This is a genomic window from Pseudorhodoplanes sinuspersici, assembly GCF_002119765.1.
In the GTDB taxonomy this organism is placed as follows: domain Bacteria; phylum Pseudomonadota; class Alphaproteobacteria; order Rhizobiales; family Xanthobacteraceae; genus Pseudorhodoplanes; species Pseudorhodoplanes sinuspersici.
The window spans coordinates 3,856,356-3,881,192 of the sequence record NZ_CP021112.1 but is presented as its reverse complement, the minus strand read 5'-3'; the positions used below and the strand labels follow the sequence as shown (position 1 = coordinate 3,881,192).

The following is a 24,837-nucleotide window of genomic DNA, read 5'->3' as shown; positions in this document are numbered from 1 at the left end:
ACCTTATAATTTCGTTAACGCCCAAATCGAACGGCCGGCTTAACCACACTTAACGCGCCGTCCGCCCGGTTCGTTCCTCGCCGTCCTGCGCACGAGCCGGATTGCAGGGCAGCCGCCTCTGCTGCAAAATACCTACAATATTAATTGCTTCATCATGACCCAGCGCCTAACTGAATGCTGCCTTGGCGCCACAATCGCCGGGCAGGAAGGTTTGCCTTCCTTCTTATCGTCATCCGCAAGTCACCCGAGAAGCGAGCACGCTATCATGGCCTTTACGCTGCCCGACCTCCCCTATTCTTACGACGCTCTCGCGCCCTACATGTCGCGCGAAACGCTCGAATATCATCACGACAAGCATCACAAGGCTTATGTCGACAATGGCAATAAGCTGCTTGCCGGCACCGAGTGGGAAGGCAAGCCGCTGGAAGAGATCGTGAAGGGCTCCTTCGGCAAGAATCCCGGCCTCTTCAACAATGCCGGCCAGCATTACAACCACATCCATTTCTGGAAATGGATGAAGCCGAATGGCGGCGGCAGCAAGATTCCGGGTGATCTCGAGAAGAAGATCATCGCGGACCTCGGCTCGGTCGAGAAGATGAAGGAAGACTTCGCCCAGGCCGGTGTCACCCAGTTCGGTTCAGGCTGGTGCTGGCTTGCCGTCAAGGACGGCAAGATCGCCATCATGAAGTCTGCCAATGGCGAAAGCCCGCTGGTTCAGGGCGCCTCGCCGATCCTCGGCTGCGACGTGTGGGAGCATTCCTATTACATCGATTATCGCAATCGCCGTCCGGATTATCTGAAGGCGTTTGTCGATCATCTGGTGAACTGGGATTACGTTGCCGAAATGTACGAGAAGGCCGCCAAGTAAGCAGCCTTCCATGCGACCTTGAGCAACATCCAACAAGCGAATGTGCGGCCGCCAGTCCCGGCGGCCGCTATTTCGTCCGCACCGTCGGCGAAAGGTGCGGCCGGAAGCTTGTCCTTTTCGGCAACGCGAGCCCTTGATGCCGCGGCCTGGGCTATCCTCCTCGCGGTCGTCCTCATCGCCTATCTTACCTTCGACGATTACGGCCTCGGATGGGACGACTATACCCATTCGCAATACGGGCAATTGCTGCTCGACTATTATGCTTCCGGCTTGACCGACACCCGCGCGCTGTCCTTCGTCAATCTCTACATGTATGGCGGCGGCTTCGATATGCTGGCGGCCCTGATCGCCAAGCTCCTCCCCTACGATCTGTTCGAAACCCGGCGCCTTGTGGGTGCAGCCGTCGGCATCATCGGTTTGTTCGTCATATGGCGACTCGCTCGCCGCATCGGCGGGCCGGTCGCCGGCTTGATCGCACTGGCGCTGCTTGCAACGACGCCGCTCTATTACGGACATATCTTCATCAATGCGAAGGACGCCCCGTTCGCCGTCGCGATGGCGGTGCTGTTGTTCGGACTGGTGCGCCTCCTCGAGGATTATCCCAAGCCGAGACCAGTGACCGTCTTGATCTTCGCCCTCGGTCTTGGCCTGACGCTCGGCACACGCATCATGGGCGGCATGGCCGCACTTTACATGGTGTTGCCGATGGCGCTTCTGATCGTCCACGATATGCGCGCCGATGGTGCGAAACCGGCAGCGGTCAATTTTGGTGCCTTCCTGCTGCGGCTTCTTCCGGGATTCCTGCTCGCCTATGCCGTGATGGCGGTAATCTGGCCGTGGTGCATCCGGGAGCCGCTCAATCCGATCCGCGCCGTCGGCTATTTCTCGCACTTCTTCGAAAAGCCCTGGAAGGAAATGTTCGACGGACAACTCATTTCCGTCCCGGACATGCCGCGCAGTTACCTGCCGACCCTGTTCGGCTTGAAGCTCACGGAAATTCTTCTGCTGCTTGGCATTCCCGGCCTCATCGCCGGCATCGGGCTCTCGGTTCGCCACGACATTCCCGTTCGCCGGCGCGCCACGATGGTGCTGCTGGCGGGGGCCTTCGCAATCCCGATCGGCATCACCATCATCACGCGGCCGGCTCTCTATAACGGCATCCGGCATTTCATCTTCGTGCTGCCGCCGCTGACCGTGCTGGGCGGTCTTGCCGGTGCCTGGCTGCTCCATTGGCTGGCCGAACGCTCCCGCCTTGCCACAGCGGTCGCCGCTGTGGTGATGGTCGCCGGCTTCGCCGTCCCGGCCGTCGATATGGTCGGTCTCCACCCCTATCAATACACCCACTACAATCGCGTCAGTGGCGGTATGCGCGGTGCCAACCACCATTACATGCTCGATTACTGGGGCTTGTCGTTCAAGGAAGCCGCCGACCAATTGCTGACTGTGCTTGAGGAAAAAGGCATCGCGACCCCCGAAGGGCGGCGATGGGTCATCGCCGTGTGCGGCCCGCACCCGCCGGCTGAAGCCGAACTCGGCTCCGATTTCGTCATCACCTGGAACACCAAGGGCGCTGACTTCGCGCTAATGCTTGGCGAGTTCTATTGCGCCGAACTGAACGCACCGGAGCTTGTGAAGATCGAACGCGACGGCGTTGTCTTTGCTCGCGTTTACGATATTCGCGGCCGCAACATTCCCAGCCTGTTCACGGAGCCGCCGATTACACATTAAGGTGTCCGCGCGTTAAATATTATTCTGGACGGTCTTCTTGAGTGCGTTCAATCGGCCGTCTTCGCACGACAGACAAGCAAATTTCGCGCATGTTACCCCTTGAAATTTGTCGCGACGTCAGGGCTTCCGAGCAAAGTCCACGGCCATCAACGGGTCGATGCAGTTCCGCCCACCATACATCCATATTGAGATTATCATGACGGTGAATGCTGCCGACGGCGATGCATTCCCAAAATTGATCCTCATCAATTGAACAAGCGAGCTCCGTATCAAACTAACACGAGTGACTGGCGTTCGATCCAAAAGGAGAATGCGTCATGGCAATAATTGTCGGAACATTGGCGAATGAGATTTTGAAGGGGAGCAATCGCGAGACGAACTTTGTCTTTGGCGATTTTGAAGGTCAGCTCTTCCAGCAAACACCAGGAAACGACGCAGTCATCGGAGGCAACAAGTCCGAAAACCACTTGTTTGGCGATGCTGGCGGGTTGCAGGAAGCGACCGGTGGAAATGACATCATTGTCGGAGGCAACAACTCCCTGAACTTCGTGTGGGGGGATGCCGGGCAGATGACGAATGCGATAGGCGGCAATGACATCATCACAGGCGGCAAGAATTCCGAGAACCATCTGAGTGGCGACGGAGAGCGGATGGATGCTCTGCCACGATCCTCATCAACCGGCGGAAATGACCTCATTATCGGAGGCGACAATTCCGAGAACTTCGCATGTGGTGACGCCGAGGATATATTTTTTTCCAGAGGCGGCAATGACACGATCATAGGTGGGAGAAACTCCACAAACACCTTGAGCGGAGATGCCGGAGGCTTCAACGTCGGTTGCACAGGTGGAAACGATCTGTTGATCGGCGGCGCAAAGAGCACAAACTTGATCTACGGCGACGCCGGCTGGTTGAATAACGGAATTGGTGGCGACGATACGCTGATCGGCGGTATGGGAGGCGTCAACTACATGTACGGAGAGGGCCACACCATCACCGCAACGGACGCTGGAGACGACCGCTTGATCAGCGCCGCCCGCACGACCGATCACATGTGGGGTGATGCACAAATCACGGATAGTGTCTCCCTTCTGGGCGAAGACACATTTGTGTTCTCACCGCATAACGGCTGCGACTACGTCCATGACTTCCATCAAGGTCAGGACATCATCGAACTGAGCGGCTTTTCGAGGCGCCGTCTTGCATCGTTTTCGGATCTCGACATCAAAACCATAGATACCGATGGAGATCACGTTGCGGATAGCAGCCTCATTCAGTTCGACCACGCGAATAACATTACGGTGTATGGCGTGACCCTCCTGACCGAGGCGGACTTCCAGTTCTTCGTGTGAGACAGCCGGGTCAGAAGTATGTGTCGTTGACGGCAAGGCCCAGCTAGCCTGGGTCAAAAGCGTCCTGAAGCACGGCCGTGCCCGCGATCATCGACGCCAGAAGAAATGGCGGAGAGGCCCACGAAAGCGCATAAGACGCCAACCTGCAACAGCACGCCGATGACTCGTGTGGCTAGGGCCTTCCGGTTTTGATGGCATCAAAGCCGGGGGGCCGGCTCTTTGTTTTGACGCGTTTTCTTCACACGAGCCGGCCGTCGCCGGACGAAGCCGGCTATGGCCAGCGAAGACCGATGTCCACTTCGCTCGAAACGCTCTCAGCTATGATATCTCCGCGGCGGCCAGATCAGGTTTACGCCCTAGACAAGAACGACACCGCCCGACGCGTCGGGTACGATCTTCGATTGTCCTCTCCGGGATCACTTCGTCTGCGTATGCGGTTCGCAGTCCGCGGACATGTAGAATGAATAGCTGGAGTAAATAGCGATCATGATCATGCATGAGAATGATCGCACATCAATTTTTATCAGCAACGGATTGGCTTCGACATCGCGCAAGTTTGACCACGGCGTATCGACCATACACCGCCGGCACATACGCCAGCCTTACCGATCAATCATTCCGCCGCGAGCGCGAATGACTCCAGATAGGCTTCGCTCACTTTGATCTGATGCGACGTCGAGCAATGCGGGCACCAAACCGACAACTTCATGTTGCGCATCTCAAGCAACGTGACGGTATCGGTCTCGATACTCGTTGTAACTTCTCGGCCGCTTCGCGAGCATCTGTACTTCAACACGACGCAACCTCCACCAACAACGATCCTAAGCGAGGTCCGACGCGTTGCGTAAGGGGTGAATTGTTATCCACCGCCTTATTCACAAATGTTTTGCCGAGATGTTGTCTGTCTGTCGCAGCGCAGCAGACGGATCGCTCCATGCGAAGCGACGACCAAGTATCGATAACTGCAATCGATTTGGCAGCGGCGCAGGTGACGCCGGTCATGCCAACATTCCCAGTCACGACGTGACAGATTCCAAACACCGAACGCACCACCCCGCACACCACCGACAGCAATACAAACGCCGGTAGCAAACGCACCGGAGCTGCTTTTCGCTCACAACGTCTGTACGCAACCACATGCCGCGCGCTTGAGCGAACGAGAGACAACCGACGAAGCTGCAATGGCAGCAATCATCGCCGTTGTGACGAAATCTCCCGCAACATCATGCGGTTGTTACGCTTACTGAACATTAAGATTCTGCCAGTGGCTTATGCCGCCTTGCGCGGGCGATTCGCAACCGTGGCCATCACCGTCGGGATAGCGGCGAGCGACAGCAAGGCGGAGCCGATGAAAATCGCCCGGGGAGAACCACTGTCCATCATATAGCCGAAGGCCGGCGGGGCGATGATGCCACCGATATTGAAGCCAGTGGTGACGAAGCCGAACACCCGCCCGAACGCGCCGGGCGGCGTCACCTGTCGCACGATCATGTCGCGGGAGGGCTGAAGCGCGCCATTGAAGAAGCCCGACAAGCCCATGAAGAACAATAGCAAAGCGGCGCCGAGGTCGAAGAAGGCAACCGGCAGCAAGGTAAAGCCGCTGAGAGCGAGACCGGTCGTCGCCACAAGGTCATGGCGATGCGTCCGCGTCGTGATCCAGCCACCGGCCAGGACCGCAAAAGCGGAGCACAGAAGGTAAGCCGTTAAGGCGGTCGTACCGAACGAGATTGGCGTTCCCCACAAGGCCTGAAGCGCGACGATGCTGTAATTCTGCACGCCAACCGACACGCCGGAAATCAGCACGAAGAACAAGAGGTTGAGCATGACCGGCCAGGTCATCAGCACGCGCCAGTCGCCCGCCCCCGGCGCTGTGCCGCCGGTGGCGGCTTTGGCCCGCGCCGCTTCACGCCCCGCCAGCGGCCCGCCGAACGCCATCAGCGCAAGCGCAACGACGAAACCGAGAATGGCGGTCGCAAGGAACGCCCCGCGCCATCCGAGCGAACTTGCGAGCATGATCATCGCCGCCGGCGTCAGCGCCGTACCGATGAAGCCGGCAAAGATGTGGATCGAGAAAGCCTGGCTCAGCCGCGGCCCGGAGATCCGATTCGACAACAGGGCATAATCGGCCGGGTGATAAACGGTATTGGCGAGCCCCAGCAGCGCGAACATCACGCCGAAAGCGAGGAAACCCGAGACCAGCCCCGCGGCGGCCAAGGCGGCCGAACCGATCAGCAGGCCGCCGATCAGCACCGTCCGCGCCGAGGTGCGGTCCACCAGAAAGCCGGCCGGCGTCTGCAACACCGCGGAAATGATGTTGAATACGGCAATGACCGAGCCGAGTTCGAGATAGCTGACATTGAACTCGGCCCGCACATACGGAAACAGCGGCGGCAGCACGAGCATATAGACGTGGCTGACGAAATGGGCCGCGCCGATGAGGCCGATCGCCCGAAAATCGGTCGAACGCGTTGGAGCGGCGGCAATGGTGGTCGGCGTCATTATCGTAATCCCGGCTGGCGGGGTGCTTAGCACGGTGCCGGTAAAAGGGGCATGCGTTGGCGGAAGATGGGGCATCCCGCCCGCGCGACAAGGACGGATGGGCCCAGTCAAAGTTCCAGGCGCCGATGCGCCAGCATTGCGTCACCTGCAGAAGCGTCAGTGCCGGTGCGTATGATGCATGTCGGGCACGTGAGAATGCCTGTGCCGCAGCCGGACATGCTTGTGGCGGTGGGAATGCGGCTCCCCAGGAGGACTATCGGAACCGTGCATGTGCCGGTGCTGAATGTCGTGCACGTGGCCATGAACATGCGCCATCGGTTCATGGTCACGGTCGTGGTCGTGCACTTCCGTCAGGTGGAGCCAGACGCCGGCACCCATCAGCAACCCCGCGATCAACGATTGAAGCGCGTTCGCCGATCATCGGAGCGATCAGACGGCGCAACACCGCGACACGTGCGAACATCACAACGCGATCATTCATCATGCGAAGATAGCGCAGCGAACGGATTTGAAAACAAGCCGACAAGCTGCGGCGCGCATCAGTTCGCCAGAATGCGCACTCAGCTTCGTGTGCCTTTGTGGAATGACATGAGATTGTCTGTCTCGTGACGAGAATACGCGCGGTCATCGTCGCGCACGAATCCGACCATCAATGATCGGGATCAAGTCGCCAACACAGCAGCGCTTGATCTACAGCACGATGATGTCCATCACCGAATTCGATGATGACGCGCAGCGCAAATGCGTTGCTGATGGATCACACATCTGCCGTTGCAGCCGCATGCGCGGGTCATATCGCCACACACCATAAAGTAGCTTGCGATACAATCGTATCGCGTATGACGCACGAGCGTGTCTTCCCGATCGATCGCGATCGGAACAACATGTCATTCAAAGAGACAATAAAGAGCAACTGAGCGACATCTCACGCTCCGTCGCATCGATCCGCCAGCGCAACAACAACGCGAAATGAAACGCCGTGCGACGACACCGAATGCGCGTAACGCTTATGCGCGTGTCATCCGACTGTAATGCAGCACCGACATTCAGGCCCAGGCAACGAATGCCGAATGTAACTGACCTTTGAAATGGGGTGCGTCTTACGATGAACTTGATGAAGACAATTCTCGCCGCCTCCGCGGCTAGCGTGTTGACAGCAGCCGCTGCGCAATCCGCCGATCTTCCTGTGAAGGCCAAAGCGGTCGAATATGTCAGGATCTGCAGTCTGTATGGTGCCGGCTATTATTACATCCCCGGCACAGACACCTGTATCAAGATCGGCGGCTATGTCCGCTTTGAAGCCTACCACAACGCGCCTCAGGGAGCTTATCCGGTCAACAACGCAACCGGCGTCTTCACCCGCCTCCCCAACACCTTCGCGATGCAGTCGCGCTTCCGGCTCTCTGCGGATGCGCGCACGCAGACCGAATACGGCACGCTGAGGTCATACTTCAATTTCGGCGTCAATGTCAGAAACAACGCCATTGAGAACGGTGCACCCAGCACATCGGTTGCTCTGGAGCGCGCCTTCATTCAGTTCGCGGGTTTCACCTTTGGCCGCTCCGAAACGTTCTTCGCACATTACAGCGCATCGTCCTTTGGACTTCTCACCGGCACCTTCGACGGCGGCACCAGCTCAACGGGCATGAACCTCGCCGCCTATACGTGGCAGTTCGGCAATGGCCTCTCGGCCAGTCTATCGCTTGAAGACTCCAATGCGCACAGCAAGGGCGTCGTCGATCTCGGCAACGCGGCGAACACCGCCGGCGTGCTTGGTGCTGCACCATTCTCGTCGAACGCAAGCGACAGCATGGGCGCGCGGATGCCTGATTTCGTCGGCAATATCCGCGTCGACCAGGCCTGGGGCTCCGCCCAGATCATGGGTGCGCTGCGCGAGGTCGGTGCGCGTTATAATTTCACCAACTCATCGCCGACCTGCAATGGCGGCGGCACCAATACGACATCGTGCGGCCACCCGGACGAAAAATGGGGTTGGGCGGTTGGTGCCGGCTTGACCCTGAAGATGCCCTGGGATTCCAAGGATACGCTGTCCGGCCAGATCGCCTACGCAAAGGGCGCTTCGAGCTATGTCGCTTTCGCGAACTCGAACAACGCGCTGCACACAAGCGGCGGTCTTGCACTCGGTGCCTTCAACGACGCGGTGTTCGGCGGCGTTACTCCGGCGGAGGGCGGTTCGACCGAGCTCGAACTGACTGAGACCTGGGGCGGTTCGGTCGCGTTCCAGCATTACTGGACACCCAGCCTGAGGACGTCATGGGTCTTTGGTTACATGAGTGTTCAGTACACCGACCGGGCCAAGGCCTTGATCGCCAATCTGGGCTCCCGCTGCATCGGCACCAATGTCGTGATCAGCAACCCCGCGGCCTGCGATCCGGATTTCTCGACATGGCGCGTCTCATCCCGCACCATGTGGACTCCTGTCCGCAATTTCGATGTGGGCCTCGAAGTGGCCTACACAGAGGTGAATACCGCGTTCGGAGGTTCGACAGCCACCTTGACCTCTTCCAATAACGGGCTCGCTGCCGGTTCCTACGCCCTGGAAGATCAAGGGGTTTGGTCTGCGGCGCTTCGTGTCCAGCGCAGCTTCTGGCCGTGAGTGCAACGCAATCAGCCGATCACCCGCGCGGCTGATTGTCTTCACATCCCCCGTATGAAGACATTGCACGAACGAGCCAAGGCGGTTGGTTCCCGTACGCGGGAACCAACTCATTTCGGATGATAGTCCGTCAAATCCTTGTCCGTCTGCATTGTCGCGTCTGAGCGCGAGGGCCAGCGACCTACCCTGCCAGCGCCGCCAAAATCCGCGCCCAGCTGCGCGTGCCTTTGTGGAACGAGGTGAGATCGTATTTCTCGTTCGGCGAATGCACGCGATCGTCGTCGAGCGCGAAGCCGACCATGAGCGAGTCCATGCCGAGCACGCGCTTGAAATCGCCGACGATCGGGATCGAGCCGCCGGCGCCGACCGTCACCGCCTTGTGACCCCACTCGTCCTGCAACGCCTTGCGCGTCTTGACGATCGCCGGGCTGTCGAACGGCAATTGCAGTGCCGGTGCGAGACCATGGTTCTCGAACTCCACCTTGCAGTCTGCCGGGATGCGCGCGCGGATAAAGTCGCGGAAGGCCTGCTGCACCTTGACCGGGTCCTGATCGCCGACAAGCCGGAACGAGACTTTCGCTTTCGCCTGCGAAGCGATCACGGTCTTGGCGCCCTCACCGGTATAGCCGCCGATGATGCCGTTGATATCGCAGGTCGGCCGCGTCGAGATCATCTCGATCAGCAGGCGGCCCTTTTCGCCGGCCGGGATACTGAGCCCGATCTGGCCGAGAAATTCTTCGGCTGTGAGATTGAGTGCCTTCAGATCGGCCTTGATATCGTCCGGCAATTCCGGAACGCCATCGTAGAAGCCGGGAATGGTGATGCGGCCATCGTCATCGTGAATGGCTGCCAGCGCTTTGGTGAGTACGCGGATCGGATTTTGCGCCGCGCCGCCGAACAGACCGGAATGCAGATCGCGGTCCGCCGCCGTCACCGTCACGTCTTCATAGACAAGCCCGCGCAGCGATGTCGTGACCATCGGGGTTGTCGGCGACCACATGGCGGTGTCGCAGACCAAAGCCATGTCGAGCTTGAATTCGTCGGCATTCTCTTTCACGAACGAGAACAGACCTTTCGATCCGCATTCTTCCTCGCCCTCGATCATCACCGTGATGTCGAGCGGCAGCGTGCCGGTCACCGCCTTATAGGCGCGGCAGGCTTCCAGGAACGTCATGAGCTGGCCCTTGTCGTCGCAGGCGCCGCGCGCGACGATGATCTTGCGGCCATTGCCGAGATCTTCGATGCGCGGATCGAACGGCGGCGTCTGCCACAGATCCAGCGGATCGACCGGCTGCACATCGTAATGTCCATAGAACAGAACGCGCGGCCCGCCATTCGGCTTTTCGGGCTTGCCGATCACCACCGGATGCCCGCTGGTCGGTCGCATTTCGGCTTTCAGTCCGAGCGTTTCAAGATCCCTTGCCACGAAGGCCGCCGCGCTCTTGCATTGATCTGCATAAGCCGGATCGGTCGAGATCGATTGAATTTTCAGAAAATCGAACAGCCGCGCGAGGCTGTTGTCGAGATCGGCGTCGATGCGGTCGAGGACTTTGGGCAGGGCGTCGGTCGGGGTCATCATCCACTCCATCTATGTACCGTCACCCTGAGGTGCCATCGCATAGCGATGGCCTCGAAGGGCGACGGCCCATCATCCTTCGAGGCTCAGGCGCGTTGCGCCTTCGCACCTCAGGATGACGAGCTAATCACCGCCTCAATATCCCACCGAGCGTACCACGCACGATCGCGCGGCCGATCGAGGAGCCCGCCGAGCCGCCGATCTTCTTGCCAATCGAGGCGGCAATGCCGCCGGCGACTCGCCCGGTGACCGTACGTGTCACTTCGCGGGCAATCGTCTGGCTGGTCGTGAGGCGCTCGCCGCGCTTGCGATTGGTGCCGAAGATGCTGCCGATCCAGTCGCCGATGCCGCCGCCCTGATCCGCCGGCGCGGCCTCCTTCTCGACACGCTCGCTCAGCTTCTCGTAAGCGGAGTCGCTGTCGATCACTGTATCGTATTTACCCTTGACCGGACTGGCCGCGATGATGGCTGCGCGCTCGACCGGGCTGATTGGGCCCATCCGCGCTGACGGCGGACGGATCATCGTACGCTCGACCATCGACGGCGTACCGTTGCCTTCGAGGAACGACACCAAAGCTTCGCCCTTGCCAAGCTCGGTGATCACCTTGGCGGTGTTGAGATCCGGATTGGGACGGAAGGTATCGGCCGCAGTCTGCACCGCCTTCTGGTCGCGCGGCGTGAAGGCGCGGAGCGCGTGCTGCACGCGGTTGCCGAGCTGCGCCAGCACCTTGTCCGGCACGTCGAGCGGGTTCTGGGTGACGAAATAGACGCCGACGCCCTTCGAGCGCACGAGGCGCACCACCTGTTCGATCTTGTCGAGCAAGGCTTTCGGGGCATCATCAAAAAGAAGATGCGCCTCATCGAAGAAGAACACGAGCCTCGGCTTGTCCGGATCGCCGATTTCCGGCAATTCCTCGAACAATTCGGAGAGAAGCCATAACAGGAAGGTCGCATAGAGCCGCGGATTGGCCATCAGCTTGTCGGCGGCGAGAATGCTGACATAGCCGCGGCCATCGCGATCGGTGCGCATGAAGTCCTTCAGGTCGAGCGCCGGCTCGCCGAAGAATTTCTCGCCGCCCTGGTTCTCCAACACCAGCAGCGCGCGCTGAATGGTCCCGACCGTCTGCTTGGTGACGTTGCCGTATTTCCCCACCGTCTGCTTGATCTGATCGACGATCGCATTTCCCGACCCCTCTTCGGCTTCGCGCTTGCTGCCGAACGGCGCAATGGCGTCGAGGATCGCGCGCAAATCCTTGAAGTCGAGCAGCGGCAAGCCTTCGTCGTCGGCGATCTTGAAGGCGATATTGAGCACCCCCTCCTGCACCTCGTTGAGATCGAGCAGCCGCGCCAGCAGCAGAGGTCCCATCTCGGTGACGGTGGCGCGGATCGGATGCCCCTGTTCGCCGAACAGATCCCAGAAGATGGTCGGGAATTGATCGGGCTGGTATTCCAGCCCCATGCTCTGCGCACGTTCGAGCAGAGCCGGCTTGGCTTCGCCTGGTTCAGAGATACCAGACAGGTCGCCTTTGATATCGGCGGCAAAGACCGGCACACCATGGCGTGAAAAACCTTCCGCAAGCACTTGCAACGTCACGGTCTTGCCCGTTCCGGTCGCACCGGTTGCAAGTCCGTGCCGATTGGCGAGTGCAAGCGTCAGCCGTTCCGGCTTGACACTCTCGCCGACGAAGATCGTTCCCGGCAATTCGAGCGGTTCGGCGGCCTTGACCGGCTGCGCTGGTGCTGCGGACTTTGCTGCTGATTTTCTTGTCGTCTTTGCCGTCGCCTTCGTCGGCGTCTCGATCGCCTCTGCTGCCGGCTTGTCAGCCGCCGCTGATTTCGTCTTCTTGGTCGACTTCGCCATCGCAGTCCTCGTACTGGCCTCTTGAAATCAATACCATTTTTTCAAATGAACGCGTAGGCCGGCCAACGCACCGCGTTTACTTCGCATTGCAACCTGCTTTGTCAATGTCGATCACGGATCGTTGCTACGGTGTCACACAGTTGCATATTTGTCAGTGGATGTATTTCCTTTCGCCCCGATTTCATTATCAATGATCGCTACAAACCCGCCGACAGTGCGGGAGGGGGCCAACAACATGGACGAACTCGTCGGGCGACTTGTCGCCGAACTCGGTATCGATCGCGACGTCGCCGAAAAGGCTGTCGGTATCATTCTCGCTTTCCTCGTCAAGGAAGCCCCGGCTGATACCATCAAGCCGTTGATGGATGCCATGCCTGGTGCGGCAGAAGCTGCGGCCGCTGCGCCTGCCGGTGGCATGTTTGGCGGCATCATGGGTGTCGGCACCCAATTGATGGGACTGGGCCTCAGCATGGGTGAGGTGCAGGGCGTTGCCCGCACACTCCTTGCGTTTGCGCGCGAGAAAGTGGGTGAAGACGCGGTCGGCGAATTGGTCGGTGCGATCCCGGGCCTGTCGCAATTCGCCTGATCTGTTTTGGGGTCTCCTGCTTTGTCAAAATCGCTGAAGAATCTGGATGGGCTTGGCTCGGACGTGATCCTGAGCCTGAAATCGGCCGGCATCCGCACATCGGAGAAGCTTCTGGAAGCCGCGAAGAGCCCGAAGGGTCGCAAGGAATTATCGGCCAAGACTGGAATCGATCAGGCCCGCCTCCTTCGCTTTGCCAATCTCGCCGACAAGCTGCGGGTCAAGGGCCTTGGCGAAGGCTATGCCGAACTGCTCTGCCGTGTCGGCGTCGATACGGTGCGGGAACTGAAATATCGCAACCCGGAAAAGCTTGCCGCGGCGATGCGCGAGAAGAATGACAAGCTCAAACTGGTGCGCCTGGTTCCGACCGAAAAGGCGGTGGGCCGCTGGGTCGAAGCGGCGAAGAAATTGCCGCAGAAGATTTCCTATTGAAAACACGGCGGCGCCCTGCCCTCACCTTGCACAGATCTGCAAGGCACACGATTTTCAGAGCATGAACCGGAAAAGTGGGCACCGGCTTTCCGAAAAGATCATGCTCAAACAAAAAGATAAGCTAGAGTCTGAAGCAGACTTTAGCGATCGATCTGATAGAAGCGCCGGGCCATGACCAATCCAATCGCCGACGCCGCACAATCGCCGTTGCTGGACCGCCTGCTTTCGCCGAAACGTGCGACGGTGATGGGTGTCCTCAACCTGACGCCGGATTCTTTTTCCGACGGCGGCCGGTTCATCGATCCGCTGCTTGCGATTACCCACGCCAAGAGAATGATTGCCGAAGGCGCCGACATTATCGATGTGGGCGCGGAATCGACGCGGCCCTATGGCGGCATGGCGCCGGTGACGGCGCAGATCGAACGTGAACGGCTGGAACCCGTCCTCTCCGCCGTCGTTGCGCTCGGCAAGCCGGTCTCGATCGACACGATGAAAGCCGAGGTCGCCGACTGGGCCATCGGTCAGGGCGCGGCGATTGCCAATGACGTCTGGGGCCTGCATCGCGATCCCGACATGGCGCCTGTGGTCGCCAGACACGGCGTGCCGGTGATCGTCATGCACAATCGCGAGACAGCCGATCCGGCCATCGACATTATCGCCGACATGAACGCCTTCTTCGAGCGCTCGCTCGATATCGCTGCGAAGGCCGGCCTTCGCCGCGAGCAGATCGTGCTCGATCCTGGCATCGGCTTCGGCAAAGTGCCCGAACAAAGCATCATCGCCGTCGCGCAACTGCACAAATTCAAGCATTTCGGCCTGCCGATCCTGATCGGCCTGTCGCGCAAGCGGTTCATTGCGTCCATCGTGCCGTCCGAACCCGATCAGCGGCTGGGCGGTTCGATCGCAGGTCACCTTTTGGCAGTGCAGGCCGGCGCAACAATCGTCCGCACGCACGATGTCGCCGAAACGATGCAGGCGCTGCGCGTGGCGGAAGCGATCAGGGACGCACAATGAGCAAGACCACCGACAACATCTTCATCACCGGCCTCGCGCTGCATGCCTATCACGGCGTGATGGCGCATGAGGCCAAGGTCGGCCAGACCTTCACACTGGACATCCTGATCGATATCGATCTGGGCCAGGCCTCGCGGTCCGACCGGCTCGCGCATACGGTGTCTTATGGCACGGTCACCGAAATCGCGAGCGAAGCCTTCTGCGCGCAACGCTTTCGCCTGATCGAAGCGGCAGCCGGCGCGGTCATCGACGCCCTGCTCGAGAAATTCCCGCAGATCATGAAAATCCGGCTCACGGTGCACAAGCCGCATGCCCCGATTGCCGCAACCTTCGACGATGTCGGCGTGATCATCACGCGCGGGCGCTGACATGCCGCGCGCGTTCGTCGCCTTCGGGGGTAATGTTGGCGATGCGCGCGACACCATTGCGCGCGGCATTGCGCAATTCTGCGACGGCGATCGCGTTCGCCTGATCGCACGCTCTTCGGATTACAAAACGCCGCCCTGGGGCAAGACCGACCAACCCGCGTTCATCAATGCCTGTATCGCCATCGACACGGCACTGACACCGCTCGGCCTGCTCGATCGCGCCCACGAGGTCGAACGCGCCTTCGGCCGCGACCGGCACAAGGAAGAACGCTGGGGTCCGCGCCCCCTGGACATCGACCTCATCACGTATGGCGACGAGACCCTCGACGATCCGAAGCTGACCCTGCCCCATCCGCGCATGTTCGAACGCGCTTTCGTGCTGGTGCCGCTCAGCGAAATCGCGCCGGACGCGGTGATCGCCGGCCGGTCCTTGCGGGAAGTGCTGGAGCGACTGGACCGGGGCGGGATCGAGCGGCTGGCATAAAGCCAGAGGCTTGAAAATACCCATTTTGGGTAATATCATTCCCAAAATGGGTAAGAAATCGGGCACCCCCTCCGGCCTGGCGAAGGCTTTATTCTCACGCGTGCAACTCCGCGTGCTGGCGATCTTGTTTGGCCACCCCGATCGCTCGTTTAATGCGTCCGAAATCATCAAACTCGCTGCATCCGGCTCTGGCGCCGTCCAACGCGAGTTGCAGCGGCTGGCAGATGTCAAAATCCTGAATGTCGAAATGTCGGGAAACCGGAAACTCTACTCCGTCAATCGGGAGTCTCCTGTCTTTGAAGAGTTGCAGAGCCTGGTTCGCAAGACCGTCGGCCTCGTTGAACCGATCCGGGCAGCCCTTACACGATTTGCGGATCGCATCGACGCCGCTTTCGTCTATGGTTCGGTGGCGAAAGCAACAGACACGGCCACAAGCGATATCGATCTGATGATCATCACCGATGACGTCACCTACGGAGAGATCTTCAAAGCGCTACAAGACGCCGAGGCTGTCCTGCATCGCCCGATCAATCCCAGCGTCATGACCTTGCAGGACTGGCGCCGCCGACACGACGAGCAGAATTCATTCGTGACAAGGATAATCAGCCAACCGCATCTGTTCGTCATGGGCGACGCGCATGCCATTGCCTGAGCTCGACAACCTGGTCCGCACAGGCGTCCTGAAAGCCGAACCGCCGGACCAGCGGGAGTTCGATAGTCTCGTTCAGTCCGGCCAACACCGTCTGACAGATGCCGGCAACAAGGCTTTGTCGTTCGAAAGCCGCTTCGATCTTGCCTACAATGCGGCGCATGCTCTTTCCCTAGCGGCGATGCGCTGGCACGGATACCGTCCTGATAAGCAGCGCTTTGTCGTCTTTCAGGCGCTGGTGCACACTCTTAGCCTTGCTCCCGAAATGGCACGCATTCTGGACAAGTCGCATAGCAGAAGAAATCTTGCCGAATACGAGGGATATTTCGACCCTGACCTTCGGCTCCTCGACGAGCTTCTTGCCGCAACGAACATCGTTCGAAAAGAAGTTGAGAAACTAGGGCCCGTAGCAAAATCGCAAAAGCCGGCGAGATAAGAAGGCGAACGCATGACCGACCTCCCCCTCGCCTCCGAATTCCCGCCCGCGACCCGCGAGCAATGGCGAAAGCTCGTCGATGGTGTGCTGAAAGGCGCATCTTTCGAGAAGACGCTCGTCTCGAAAACCTATGACGGCCTGACGATCGAGCCGCTTTACGGAAGGCGCGCCGATGCAAGCGCGCTTTCCGGCCGCGCCCCTGCTGCGCCGTGGCAGGTGATGATGCGGGTGGACAATCCCGATCCGAAGGTCGCGAATGTACAGGCGCTGGAGGATCTGGAAAACGGCGCCAATGGCCTCGTTCTCGTGTGTCCCGGCTCCATCGGATCGCAAGGTTTCGGCATCGATACATCGGCCGACGGCCTCGCCCATATTCTCGATGGCATCTATCTCGATGCCGGTGCGCCGATCGAATTCCAGCTCACGCGCGAAGCCAAGGACGTGCCCGCGCACGTTGCCGCGATCATCAGGCAGCGCGGGCTCGATCCCGCCGCATGCGATCTGCGCATCGGTTTCGATCCGATCGGCTTGATGGCCGCCGGCGCGTCTGCCCCGGCACCATGGAGCGACATCGCACCCTTGTTCGCGCGGATGACGCGTGCGCTCGCGGACGACGGTTTCCGTGGCCCCTTTGCTGCAGCCGATGCGCGCGTGATCCATAATGCCGGCGGTTCGGAAGTTCAGGAGCTGGCTTATGCGTTGAGTGTCGCGGTCGCCTATTGGCGCGCATTGGAAGCTGGCGGCGTTGCGCTCGACGACGCGCGGCGGATGATCTTCTTCCGCCACTCCGCCGACGCCGATCAGTTCATGACCATGGCAAAGTTCCGCGCGCTGCGGAAACTATGGGCGCGCGTGGAGGAAGCATCGGGTCTCACACCGCAGCCTATATTCATCGCCGCCGAAACCGCGTGGCGGATGATGACGCAGCGCGATCCCTACGTGAACATGCTGCGCGTGACGATCGCCGCTTTCGCTGCCGGCCTCGGCGGCGCCAATGCCGTGACGGTGTTGCCGTTCACCGCCGCGCTCGGTTTGCCCGACGCCTTCGCGCGCCGCGTGGCGCGCAACACGCAACTCATCCTGCTTGAAGAATCCAATCTCGCGAAGGTATCCGATCCGGCCGCGGGTTCGGGCGGCATCGAGGATCTGACCGACCAGCTCTGCCGCGCGGCCTGGACATTGTTTCAGGACATCGAGAAAGCCGGCGGCATTGCCTCGGCACTCGAATCCGGATTGATTCAGAACAAGGTCGCGGAGACAAGACGCGCGCGCGAAAAAGCGATCGCCACGCGCAGGGATCCTCTCACGGGCACCAGCGAGTTCCCGCATCTTTCCGAGAATTCGGTGAAGGTGCTTCAACCGGCATCGCAGGTCGCTCCAGCGTTTCCTGAAAATGCGCTGCCGTCGATCCGCCTCGCCGAGCCGTTCGAAAAGCTGCGCGATGCCTCTGACGCGATTTTGAAGGCGACAGGCGCGCGGCCGAAAGTCTTTCTCGCCACCCTCGGCCAGCCGTCCGACTTCATCGCGCGCGCGACCTTCGCTCGCAATTTCTTCGAAGCCGGCGGCATCGAGGCGGTGGAATTCACCGGCAACAATCTGACCGAAAGCTTCAAAGCCTCTGACGCCACCCTCGTCTGTCTGTGCTCGTCGGACGAGGTCTATGCGCAAGAGGCGGCGGGTTCCGCGCAAGCCTTGGCGGCAGCCGGGGCAAACCACATCTATCTCGCAGGCCGGCCGGGCGACGCCTTCCGCCAAGCCGGCATTCAGGATTTCATTTATGCTGGCTGTGATGCGCTGGGAACATTGAAAGCAGCGTACGATATTTTGGAAACTTGATGAGCCAAGACCAACCTCAATTGCCCGCTTACATGGAGATCGCCAATCTCGAACACGAGATTGCCATGCTTCGTGAAAAGCTGGGCAATATCGAGAAGTGGGCCAGGCGCGTTATCTGGCCATCACTGATCGCTATGTTTTTGGTTGTTATAGCGATTGGGACTTATGGTCTTTTCACAGAGGAATTCCTCGCATTTGGAATTGCATTGATGTGTTTTTTCATTCTCACGGCCTTCGCTCACACGGCATGGACCGGTCGCCTTGTGGATATTGCTTCGCCGCTTAGCAGAAAAACGGGCATGGTTGGATACCCCGAAAAGAGCTACGCCATCGTTCTGGAGAAGAGGATCGCGAAGCGCGAGAAACGTCTCGCTGAATTGAAGGCTCAACTATAAGCGCCGTCTGCCGCTATTAAATCCGCCTGTAGGCAACATAATCGAACGACCGATCGCGAAACTTATTTCATGACGGAAGCAGCAAGGCTGCAAGTAGAAAGACATGGTAAAGTTGCCCCGCGCCGCTGGCGCATCGAACGCGAGTTGCGGGCGCTCTACGCCATGCAGTCGCATATTCGGACATGGGAAATCGTCTGCGCAGTGCTCTCCATTCCGTCGCTGGCGTTGTTGTGCTTTCTCGTCGGCTGGAAGCTGCATCTCGAATCTTCGCGCTGCACGTCTCGATCCTGCTGGCGATCGCTTGCGGCGCGCTGATCTGGCTGATCGGGCGGCGGTGGTTCGCTCTGGCCGGCCTGATCGTCATGGCGCTGCTGATCGTCCTGTTCGAAGATGTTCCCGACTTCCCAACCGACGACAAACCCGACCGCAAGACCGCCCGGCGGCTCAAGCTGGAGCAGGCGATCGCCAAGCGGGAGGCCCTGCTCCGCTCGAAAGGGCCATGATGCCCTGCACAAAATGTGGTAGCCTGCGAACCTTCGTAGCCCGGATGAGCCATCGGGTCGCGCCAAAGGCGCGCCCGACGGTGAACTCCACGAAATCCGGGAACATGGACCCGCATTCCGCTTTGCTCCCATGCGGGCTACGGACTGAGGTTTAGGACCCGATGAGCCGACTGCCTGATTTCACGCGCATTGACTGGCAGGCCCCGAAAGCGGGTGGCCTTCAGACCGGCGATGCCAGTGACTGGATCACACCCGAGAGCATTCCGGTAAAGCCCGCCTATGGTCCGGGCGATGTCGCCGGTCTCGACTTCCTCGACACCTGGCCCGGCATCGCGCCCTATCTGCGCGGCCCCTATCCGACCATGTACGTGAACCAGCCCTGGACGATCCGGCAATATGCCGGCTTCTCCACGGCCGAGGATTCCAACGCCTTCTACCGGCGCAATCTCGCCGCTGGGCAGAAGGGCCTCTCCGTCGCCTTCGACCTCGCCACCCATCGCGGCTATGACTCGGACCATCCGCGCGTCTCCGGCGATGTCGGCATGGCCGGCGTTGCGATCGACTCGATCTACGACATGAGGACGCTGTTCTCCGGTATTCCGCTGGATCAGATGACGGTTTCTATGACGATGAACGGCGCCGTTCTGCCCGTTCTCGCGCTCTACATTGTGGCGGCGGAAGAACAGGGCGTGCCGCCGCAAAAACTCGCCGGCACCATCCAGAACGACATTCTGAAAGAGTTCATGGTGCGGAACACCTACATTTATCCGCCCGCGCCGTCGCTCCGGATCATTTCGGATATCTTCTCATATACCTCGGCTAACATGCCGAAATTCAATTCGATTTCGATCTCCGGCTATCACATGCAGGAGGCCGGGGCGACGCAGGATCTCGAACTCGCCTACACGCTCGCCGACGGCGTCGAATATGTCCGCGCCGGCATGGCCGCCGGCATCCCGATCGACAAGTTCGCGCCGCGCCTGTCCTTCTTCTGGGCGATCGGCATGAACTTCTTCATGGAAGTCGCCAAGCTGCGCGCCGCGCGCCTCCTCTGGGCCAAGCTGATGAAGGAGTTTTCCCCGCATGATGCGCGTTCGCTGTCGCTGCGAACCCATTGCCAGACCTCGGGTTGGTCACTCGCCGCGCAAGACGTATTCAACAATGTCGCCCGCACCATGATCGAGGCGATGGCGGCAACGCAGGGCCATACCCAGTCGCTGCATACCAATGCGCTCGATGAAGCGCTGGCGCTGCCGACCGATTTCTCCGCCCGCATTGCCCGCAACACCCAGATCGTGCTGCAGCAGGAATCCGGTACCACCCGCATCATCGACCCGTGGGGCGGCTCGTTTTATGTGGAGAGACTGACAGCGGAGCTTGCGGAAAAAGCCTGGGGACATATCCAGGAAGTGGAAGAACTGGGCGGCATGGCGAAGGCCATCGAAGCCTCGATTCCCAAGCTTCGCATTGAAGAAGCCGCCGCCAAGACGCAGGCCCGCATCGATGCCGGCATGCAATCCGTGATCGGCGTCAACAAGTACAAGCCAACTTCTGAAGCGCCGATTGATGTCCTTAAAGTGGATAATTCGGCCGTCCGGACGCTGCAGATCGACAAGCTGTCACGTTTGAAGAAGGAACGCGACCCAAAGCAGGTCGAAAGCGCCCTCACCGCGTTGACCAATGGCGCGACGCAAGGCGGCAACCTCCTCGCGCTGGCGGTCGAGGCCGCGCGCGCCAAAGCCACGGTCGGCGAGATTTCAGCCGCACTTGAGACGGTATTCGGGCGACATCGCGCAGAGATCAAGGCGATCTCCGGCGTCTATAAACGGGAGGTCGGCGGCATGTCCGACAGCGTCGCGCGGGTGCAAAAGCTCGTCACGCAATTCGAAGCCGACGAGGGCCGCAGGCCGCGCATCCTGGTCGCCAAGATCGGCCAGGATGGGCACGACCGCGGCCAGAAGGTGATCGCCTCGGCCTTCGCCGATCTCGGCTTCGACGTCGATATCGGCCCGCTCTTCGCCACCTCGGCCGAGGCCGCGCGGCAGGCGGTCGAGAACGACGTGCATATTGTGGGCGTGTCGTCGCTCGCCGCAGCCCATCTCACCGCCGTGCCGGAGCTGAAGGCCGAACTTGAGAAGCAGGGCCGCGGCGACATCATGATCGTGGTCGGCGGCGTCGTGCCGCCGCAGGACTGGGAAGCCGTGAAAGCTGCCGGCGCGGAGGCCATCTTTCCGCCCGGTACGGTGATCGCCGACGCCGCCGAGGACCTGATCGGCAAGCTCAACACGCGTCTGGGCTATGGCAAAGCGGCGGAATGACCCGTCATTGTCCATCACAGCCCGCTCCATGACGGCCCGCGTGCCACCATCCGCCGATCTTGCCGCCCGCATCAGCGCCGGCGATCGCGCAACGCTGGCGCGCGCCATCACGCTGATCGAAAGCAAGCGCGAAGACCATCGCAAGCAGGCCCACCAACTGGTGCAGGATCTATTGCCTCAGACCGGCAAGGCGATCCGCATCGGCATCACCGGCTCGCCCGGTGTCGGCAAATCGACCACCATCGATGCGCTGGGCAGCCATCTCACCGGCAAAGGCCACAAGGTCGCGGTGCTGGCCGTCGATCCGTCGTCCACCCGCACCGGCGGCTCGATCCTCGGCGACAAGACGCGGATGGCCAGGCTGTCCGCGGACGACAACGCCTTCATCCGCCCCTCACCGTCATCGGGCACGCTCGGCGGTGTCGCGGCGAAAACGCGCGAAACCATGCTGCTGTGTGAGGCGGCCGGCTACGATGTCATCCTCGTCGAGACGGTCGGCATCGGCCAGTCGGAAACCACCGTCGCCGGCATGACGGATTTCTTCCTGGTGCTGATGCTGCCAGGCGCCGGCGATGAATTGCAGGGCATCAAGAAAGGCGTGGTCGAACTCGCCGACATGATTGCCGTGAACAAGGCGGACGGTGACAACATCAAGCGGGCGAAACAGGCGGCGGCGGAATATCGCGCCGCTTTGCATATCCTCAAACCGGCGAGCGAGAGCTGGGCGCCGCCGGTGGTCACTTATTCTGCATTGACCGGCGACGGTCTGTCCACGATCTGGCAGAACATCTGCGATTATCGGGACAAGATGTCGGCTTCAGGCGAGTTCGCCGCCAAACGCAAGCAGCAGCAGATCACCTGGATGTGGTCGATGCTGGAGGACCGTTTGCTCGCAAAGCTTCACGCCGATCCGGAACTGAAAAAACGGTTGCCGCAGCTCGAAAAGGCGGTCGCCGCCGGCAAGCTCTCGCCGATGCTGGCCGTGGACGAGATCGCCGACGCGATGGGGTTGTGACATTGCCCATGGCGACGACGAAAAAGGCATCGGCAAGCAAAACGCACAAGACATTCAAACGCGCGACATCGCGTACAAGAGCATCGCGCGTCAAACTCTTGATCACCGGCTTCGGCCCTTTTCCGGGAGCACCGAAGAATCCGACCGGTCCACTCATCCGCGCACTGAAGCGCAAGCTGCGATCGCATCCCGATGTACAAGTCGACACACATGTCTTCCGCACCACCTATGCCGCCGTCGATCGCAACCTGCCGCGCCTCATCGCACGCAAGAAGCCGGACACGCTGTTGATGTTCGGACTTGCGACGCAATCACGCGGTCTCAGAATAGAAACGCAAGCGCGCAACCGCATCGCTCCTTTTCCCGATGCCGCCGGCATCATCCCCGAAGCGCGAAAGATCGCCAACGGCGGACCGCGAACCATCCCCATCCGCGCGCCGAAGGCAGCCCTGCTGCGGGCAGCAAAATCAAGCGACCTGCCCGCGCGGCTGTCGGTCAATGCCGGGAATTATCTCTGCAATTATCTCTATTGGCATGCCCTGGAATCGGTCGGCCGCACCGGCGGCCCGCACCGTGCGGCCTTCATCCATGTGCCGCCGCTGGACGCACCGAAAACAGCCCGCTCCGCCCGCACGATTGACAATTTTGTGACTGCCGCAGAAGCCATTGCGACTGTGATGATCAAGGCGGCCAAAGCCCGCCGTTAACCGCTTAACCTTACGGACCGATACTTTGTTGGGCTCGGGCGCAGCTTGCGCGGCGAGGCACTATCTTGATGCCGGACCGCCGGGAGCATCAATATGAGCGTCAGCCGCCGCAATTTCATCGCTGCTTCTGCTATTGGCGCAACCTCGACCGCGACCATTGCACAAGCGCAGGCCGCCCCCGCGAATGCGGCCCAGAGCGTGGCATTCGGCATCGATGCCAGCGATCTGGGCCTGAAGCCGGACGCGCCGGAGGAGCAGACCATGCTCCTACAGCGCGCGATCGATCGTGCCGCGCGGGAACGCACACCCTTGGTCCTGCCGCCCGGCACTTATCGTTGTGGCGAATTGCGCCTGCCATCGAACGCCAAGCTGCACGGCACACGCGGCGCAACGCGCATCGAACTGACGCGCAATGCATCGCTGTTCACATCGAACCGCGCCGACAATATCGATCTGAACAGTCTCGTCCTGGACGGTGGCAAACGCCTTCCGCCGGAAGGACGCGCTCTCGTCCATCTCATCCGGGGTACCGGCATCCGCATCACCGATTGCGAAATCAACAATGCCGGCCGCAATGGCATTACGCTCGAAAGCATTGGCGGCAGCGTCAGCGGATGCACGATTCAGGAAGCCGGCGACGGCGCCTTGTTTGCGATCAATTCCCAGGGACTCATCATATCCGGCAATGTGGTGCGCCGCTCCGGGAATAACGGCATTCAGGTCTGGCGCTCGTCTCCGGGGGACGACGGCACGCAGGTGATCGACAATCGTATCGAGGATACGCGCGCCGATTCCGGTGGCGATGGCCCCTATGGCAATGCCATTTCGGTGTTCCGCGCCGGCAATGTGATGGTGCGCGGCAATCGCATCGACAAGGCAGCCTTTTCCGCGATCCGAGGCAATTCGGCGAGCAACATCCAGATCACCGGCAACACCTGCACGCGGCTTGGCGAAGTCGCGATCTATTCGGAGTTCTCGTTCGAAGGCGCGGTGATCGCCAACAACACCGTCGATGGTGCGGCGGCCGGCATTTCGGTCACCAATTTCGATGTCGGCGGACGCCTTGCGACCGTGACCGGCAATCTGCTGCGCAATCTTGTGCCTGACAAGCCAGGTGGCGGCCTCGGGATCGCTATTGCCGCTGACAGCGTCGTCTCCGGCAATGTGATCGAAAAGGCGCCGGAGATCGGCATCGCCATCGGTTACGGGCCTTATCTGCGCGATGTGATCGTCAGCAACAATGTCGTACGCGGCACAGGCATCGGCGTCGCCGTCAGTGTCGCGCAAGGCGCAGGCACCGCGATGATCATCGACAACCTGATTGCCGAAGCCAGCATCGGCGCCATTGTCGGCATGGAATGGGAGAAGCGCGTGACGGGTGACATGACCAAGGATGGCGTCGGCAAATACACGCAACTGACATTGAGCGGCAATCGCGTGCGGTGATCGATTGAATATCCGCTCGTCCCCCGCGAAAGCGGGGACCCAGAGTCACGCGCTGGATTCCCGCCGGAGTTTACACCCGGGCTGCGCTCCGATCTCGGGTTTACCCGAGATCGGCAAGTTCGTTGTCCAAGTCGGCTATAACCGACTTGG

At 60.4% G+C, this 24,837-nt stretch carries 21 protein-coding genes; 18 read left to right on the top strand and 3 right to left on the bottom strand.

Translation table 11 applies throughout. The features are described 5' to 3' along the window. The first annotated feature begins 265 nt into the window (after positions 1–265). The 3 genes from CAK95_RS18800 to CAK95_RS18790 all read left to right on the top strand — a co-directional run bounded on the left by CAK95_RS18800 (position 266) and on the right by CAK95_RS18790 (position 3,948). Positions 266–868 (top strand): superoxide dismutase, encoded by a 603-nt coding sequence (locus tag CAK95_RS18800; protein ID WP_086089302.1) that lies wholly within the window; start codon positions 266–268, stop codon positions 866–868. Between the two features lie 108 nt (positions 869–976). Beyond that, the gene (locus CAK95_RS18795) at positions 977–2,596 is read left to right on the top strand and encodes a glycosyltransferase family 39 protein (RefSeq protein WP_245303453.1); all 1,620 of its coding nucleotides are present in this window, start codon (positions 977–979) and stop codon (positions 2,594–2,596) included. Between the two features lie 317 nt (positions 2,597–2,913). Then, positions 2,914–3,948 (top strand): calcium-binding protein, encoded by a 1,035-nt coding sequence (locus CAK95_RS18790; RefSeq protein WP_086089301.1) that lies wholly within the window; start codon positions 2,914–2,916, stop codon positions 3,946–3,948. 1,269 nt (positions 3,949–5,217) lie between these two features. On the opposite strand, the gene CAK95_RS18785 is transcribed toward CAK95_RS18790, so the two are convergent. Further along, positions 5,218–6,447, bottom strand: coding sequence for an MFS transporter (locus tag CAK95_RS18785; protein ID WP_157699677.1), 1,230 nt, complete (start codon positions 6,445–6,447; stop codon positions 5,218–5,220). A gap of 1,114 nt (positions 6,448–7,561) precedes the next feature. Between CAK95_RS18785 and CAK95_RS18775 the strand changes: the two genes are divergently transcribed. Then, complete coding sequence (locus tag CAK95_RS18775) at positions 7,562–9,064, top strand: porin (protein WP_157699676.1); 1,503 nt, start codon at positions 7,562–7,564, stop codon at positions 9,062–9,064. Between the two features lie 181 nt (positions 9,065–9,245). On the opposite strand, the gene CAK95_RS18770 is transcribed toward CAK95_RS18775, so the two are convergent. Then, positions 9,246–10,640, bottom strand: a complete 1,395-nt coding sequence (locus tag CAK95_RS18770) for a M20/M25/M40 family metallo-hydrolase (RefSeq protein ID WP_086091510.1) — start codon at positions 10,638–10,640, stop codon at positions 9,246–9,248. Between the two features lie 127 nt (positions 10,641–10,767). Next, entirely contained in the window at positions 10,768–12,501 is a 1,734-nt protein-coding gene (locus CAK95_RS18765) for a helicase HerA-like domain-containing protein (protein WP_086089298.1), read from the bottom strand. A 235-nt stretch (positions 12,502–12,736) separates the two neighbouring features. Between CAK95_RS18765 and CAK95_RS18760 the strand changes: the two genes are divergently transcribed. The 14 genes from CAK95_RS18760 (at position 12,737) to CAK95_RS18695 (ending at position 24,687) form a co-directional block, all read left to right on the top strand. After that, positions 12,737–13,087 (top strand): hypothetical protein, encoded by a 351-nt coding sequence (locus CAK95_RS18760; RefSeq protein ID WP_086089297.1) that lies wholly within the window; start codon positions 12,737–12,739, stop codon positions 13,085–13,087. 21 nt (positions 13,088–13,108) lie between these two features. Continuing rightward, on the top strand, positions 13,109–13,516 hold the full coding sequence (locus tag CAK95_RS18755; RefSeq protein ID WP_086089296.1) for a DUF4332 domain-containing protein: 408 nt from the start codon (positions 13,109–13,111) through the stop codon (positions 13,514–13,516). A 171-nt stretch (positions 13,517–13,687) separates the two neighbouring features. After that, positions 13,688–14,530: a dihydropteroate synthase gene (folP, locus tag CAK95_RS18750; RefSeq protein WP_086089295.1), complete on the top strand. Its 843-nt coding sequence runs from the start codon at positions 13,688–13,690 to the stop codon at positions 14,528–14,530. Continuing rightward, entirely contained in the window at positions 14,527–14,898 is a 372-nt protein-coding gene (gene folB / locus CAK95_RS18745; protein WP_086089294.1) for a dihydroneopterin aldolase, read from the top strand. The genes folP and folB overlap by 4 nt, the downstream gene beginning before the upstream one ends. Before the next feature lies 1 nt (position 14,899). Further along, on the top strand, positions 14,900–15,382 hold the full coding sequence (gene folK, locus CAK95_RS18740) for a 2-amino-4-hydroxy-6-hydroxymethyldihydropteridine diphosphokinase (protein WP_086089293.1): 483 nt from the start codon (positions 14,900–14,902) through the stop codon (positions 15,380–15,382). A gap of 46 nt (positions 15,383–15,428) precedes the next feature. Then, the gene (locus tag CAK95_RS18735) at positions 15,429–16,034 is read left to right on the top strand and encodes a nucleotidyltransferase domain-containing protein (RefSeq protein WP_086089292.1); all 606 of its coding nucleotides are present in this window, start codon (positions 15,429–15,431) and stop codon (positions 16,032–16,034) included. Beyond that, positions 16,027–16,467 carry a hypothetical protein gene (locus tag CAK95_RS18730; protein ID WP_198343741.1) on the top strand — a complete coding sequence of 147 codons (441 nt, stop codon included), beginning with the start codon at positions 16,027–16,029 and terminating at the stop codon, positions 16,465–16,467. The genes CAK95_RS18735 and CAK95_RS18730 overlap by 8 nt, the downstream gene beginning before the upstream one ends. Before the next feature lie 12 nt (positions 16,468–16,479). Further along, on the top strand, positions 16,480–18,303 hold the full coding sequence (locus CAK95_RS18725) for a methylmalonyl-CoA mutase subunit beta (protein WP_086089290.1): 1,824 nt from the start codon (positions 16,480–16,482) through the stop codon (positions 18,301–18,303). Further along, entirely contained in the window at positions 18,303–18,698 is a 396-nt protein-coding gene (locus tag CAK95_RS18720; protein WP_086089289.1) for a hypothetical protein, read from the top strand. The genes CAK95_RS18725 and CAK95_RS18720 overlap by 1 nt, the downstream gene beginning before the upstream one ends. A 182-nt stretch (positions 18,699–18,880) precedes the next feature. Then, entirely contained in the window at positions 18,881–19,201 is a 321-nt protein-coding gene (locus CAK95_RS18715; protein WP_086089288.1) for a hypothetical protein, read from the top strand. 161 nt (positions 19,202–19,362) lie between these two features. Next, the gene (gene scpA / locus CAK95_RS18710) at positions 19,363–21,519 is read left to right on the top strand and encodes a methylmalonyl-CoA mutase (protein ID WP_086089287.1); all 2,157 of its coding nucleotides are present in this window, start codon (positions 19,363–19,365) and stop codon (positions 21,517–21,519) included. A gap of 28 nt (positions 21,520–21,547) precedes the next feature. Further along, positions 21,548–22,534 (top strand): methylmalonyl Co-A mutase-associated GTPase MeaB, encoded by a 987-nt coding sequence (meaB, locus tag CAK95_RS18705; protein WP_086089286.1) that lies wholly within the window; start codon positions 21,548–21,550, stop codon positions 22,532–22,534. Positions 22,535–22,542: 8 nt separating this feature from the next. Then, a complete protein-coding gene (locus CAK95_RS18700; RefSeq protein WP_086089285.1) occupies positions 22,543–23,241 on the top strand; it encodes a pyroglutamyl-peptidase I in 699 nt (232 codons plus the stop codon). Positions 23,242–23,334: 93 nt separating this feature from the next. Further along, a complete protein-coding gene (locus CAK95_RS18695; RefSeq protein ID WP_086089284.1) occupies positions 23,335–24,687 on the top strand; it encodes a TIGR03808 family TAT-translocated repetitive protein in 1,353 nt (450 codons plus the stop codon). Positions 24,688–24,837 lie beyond the last annotated feature (150 nt).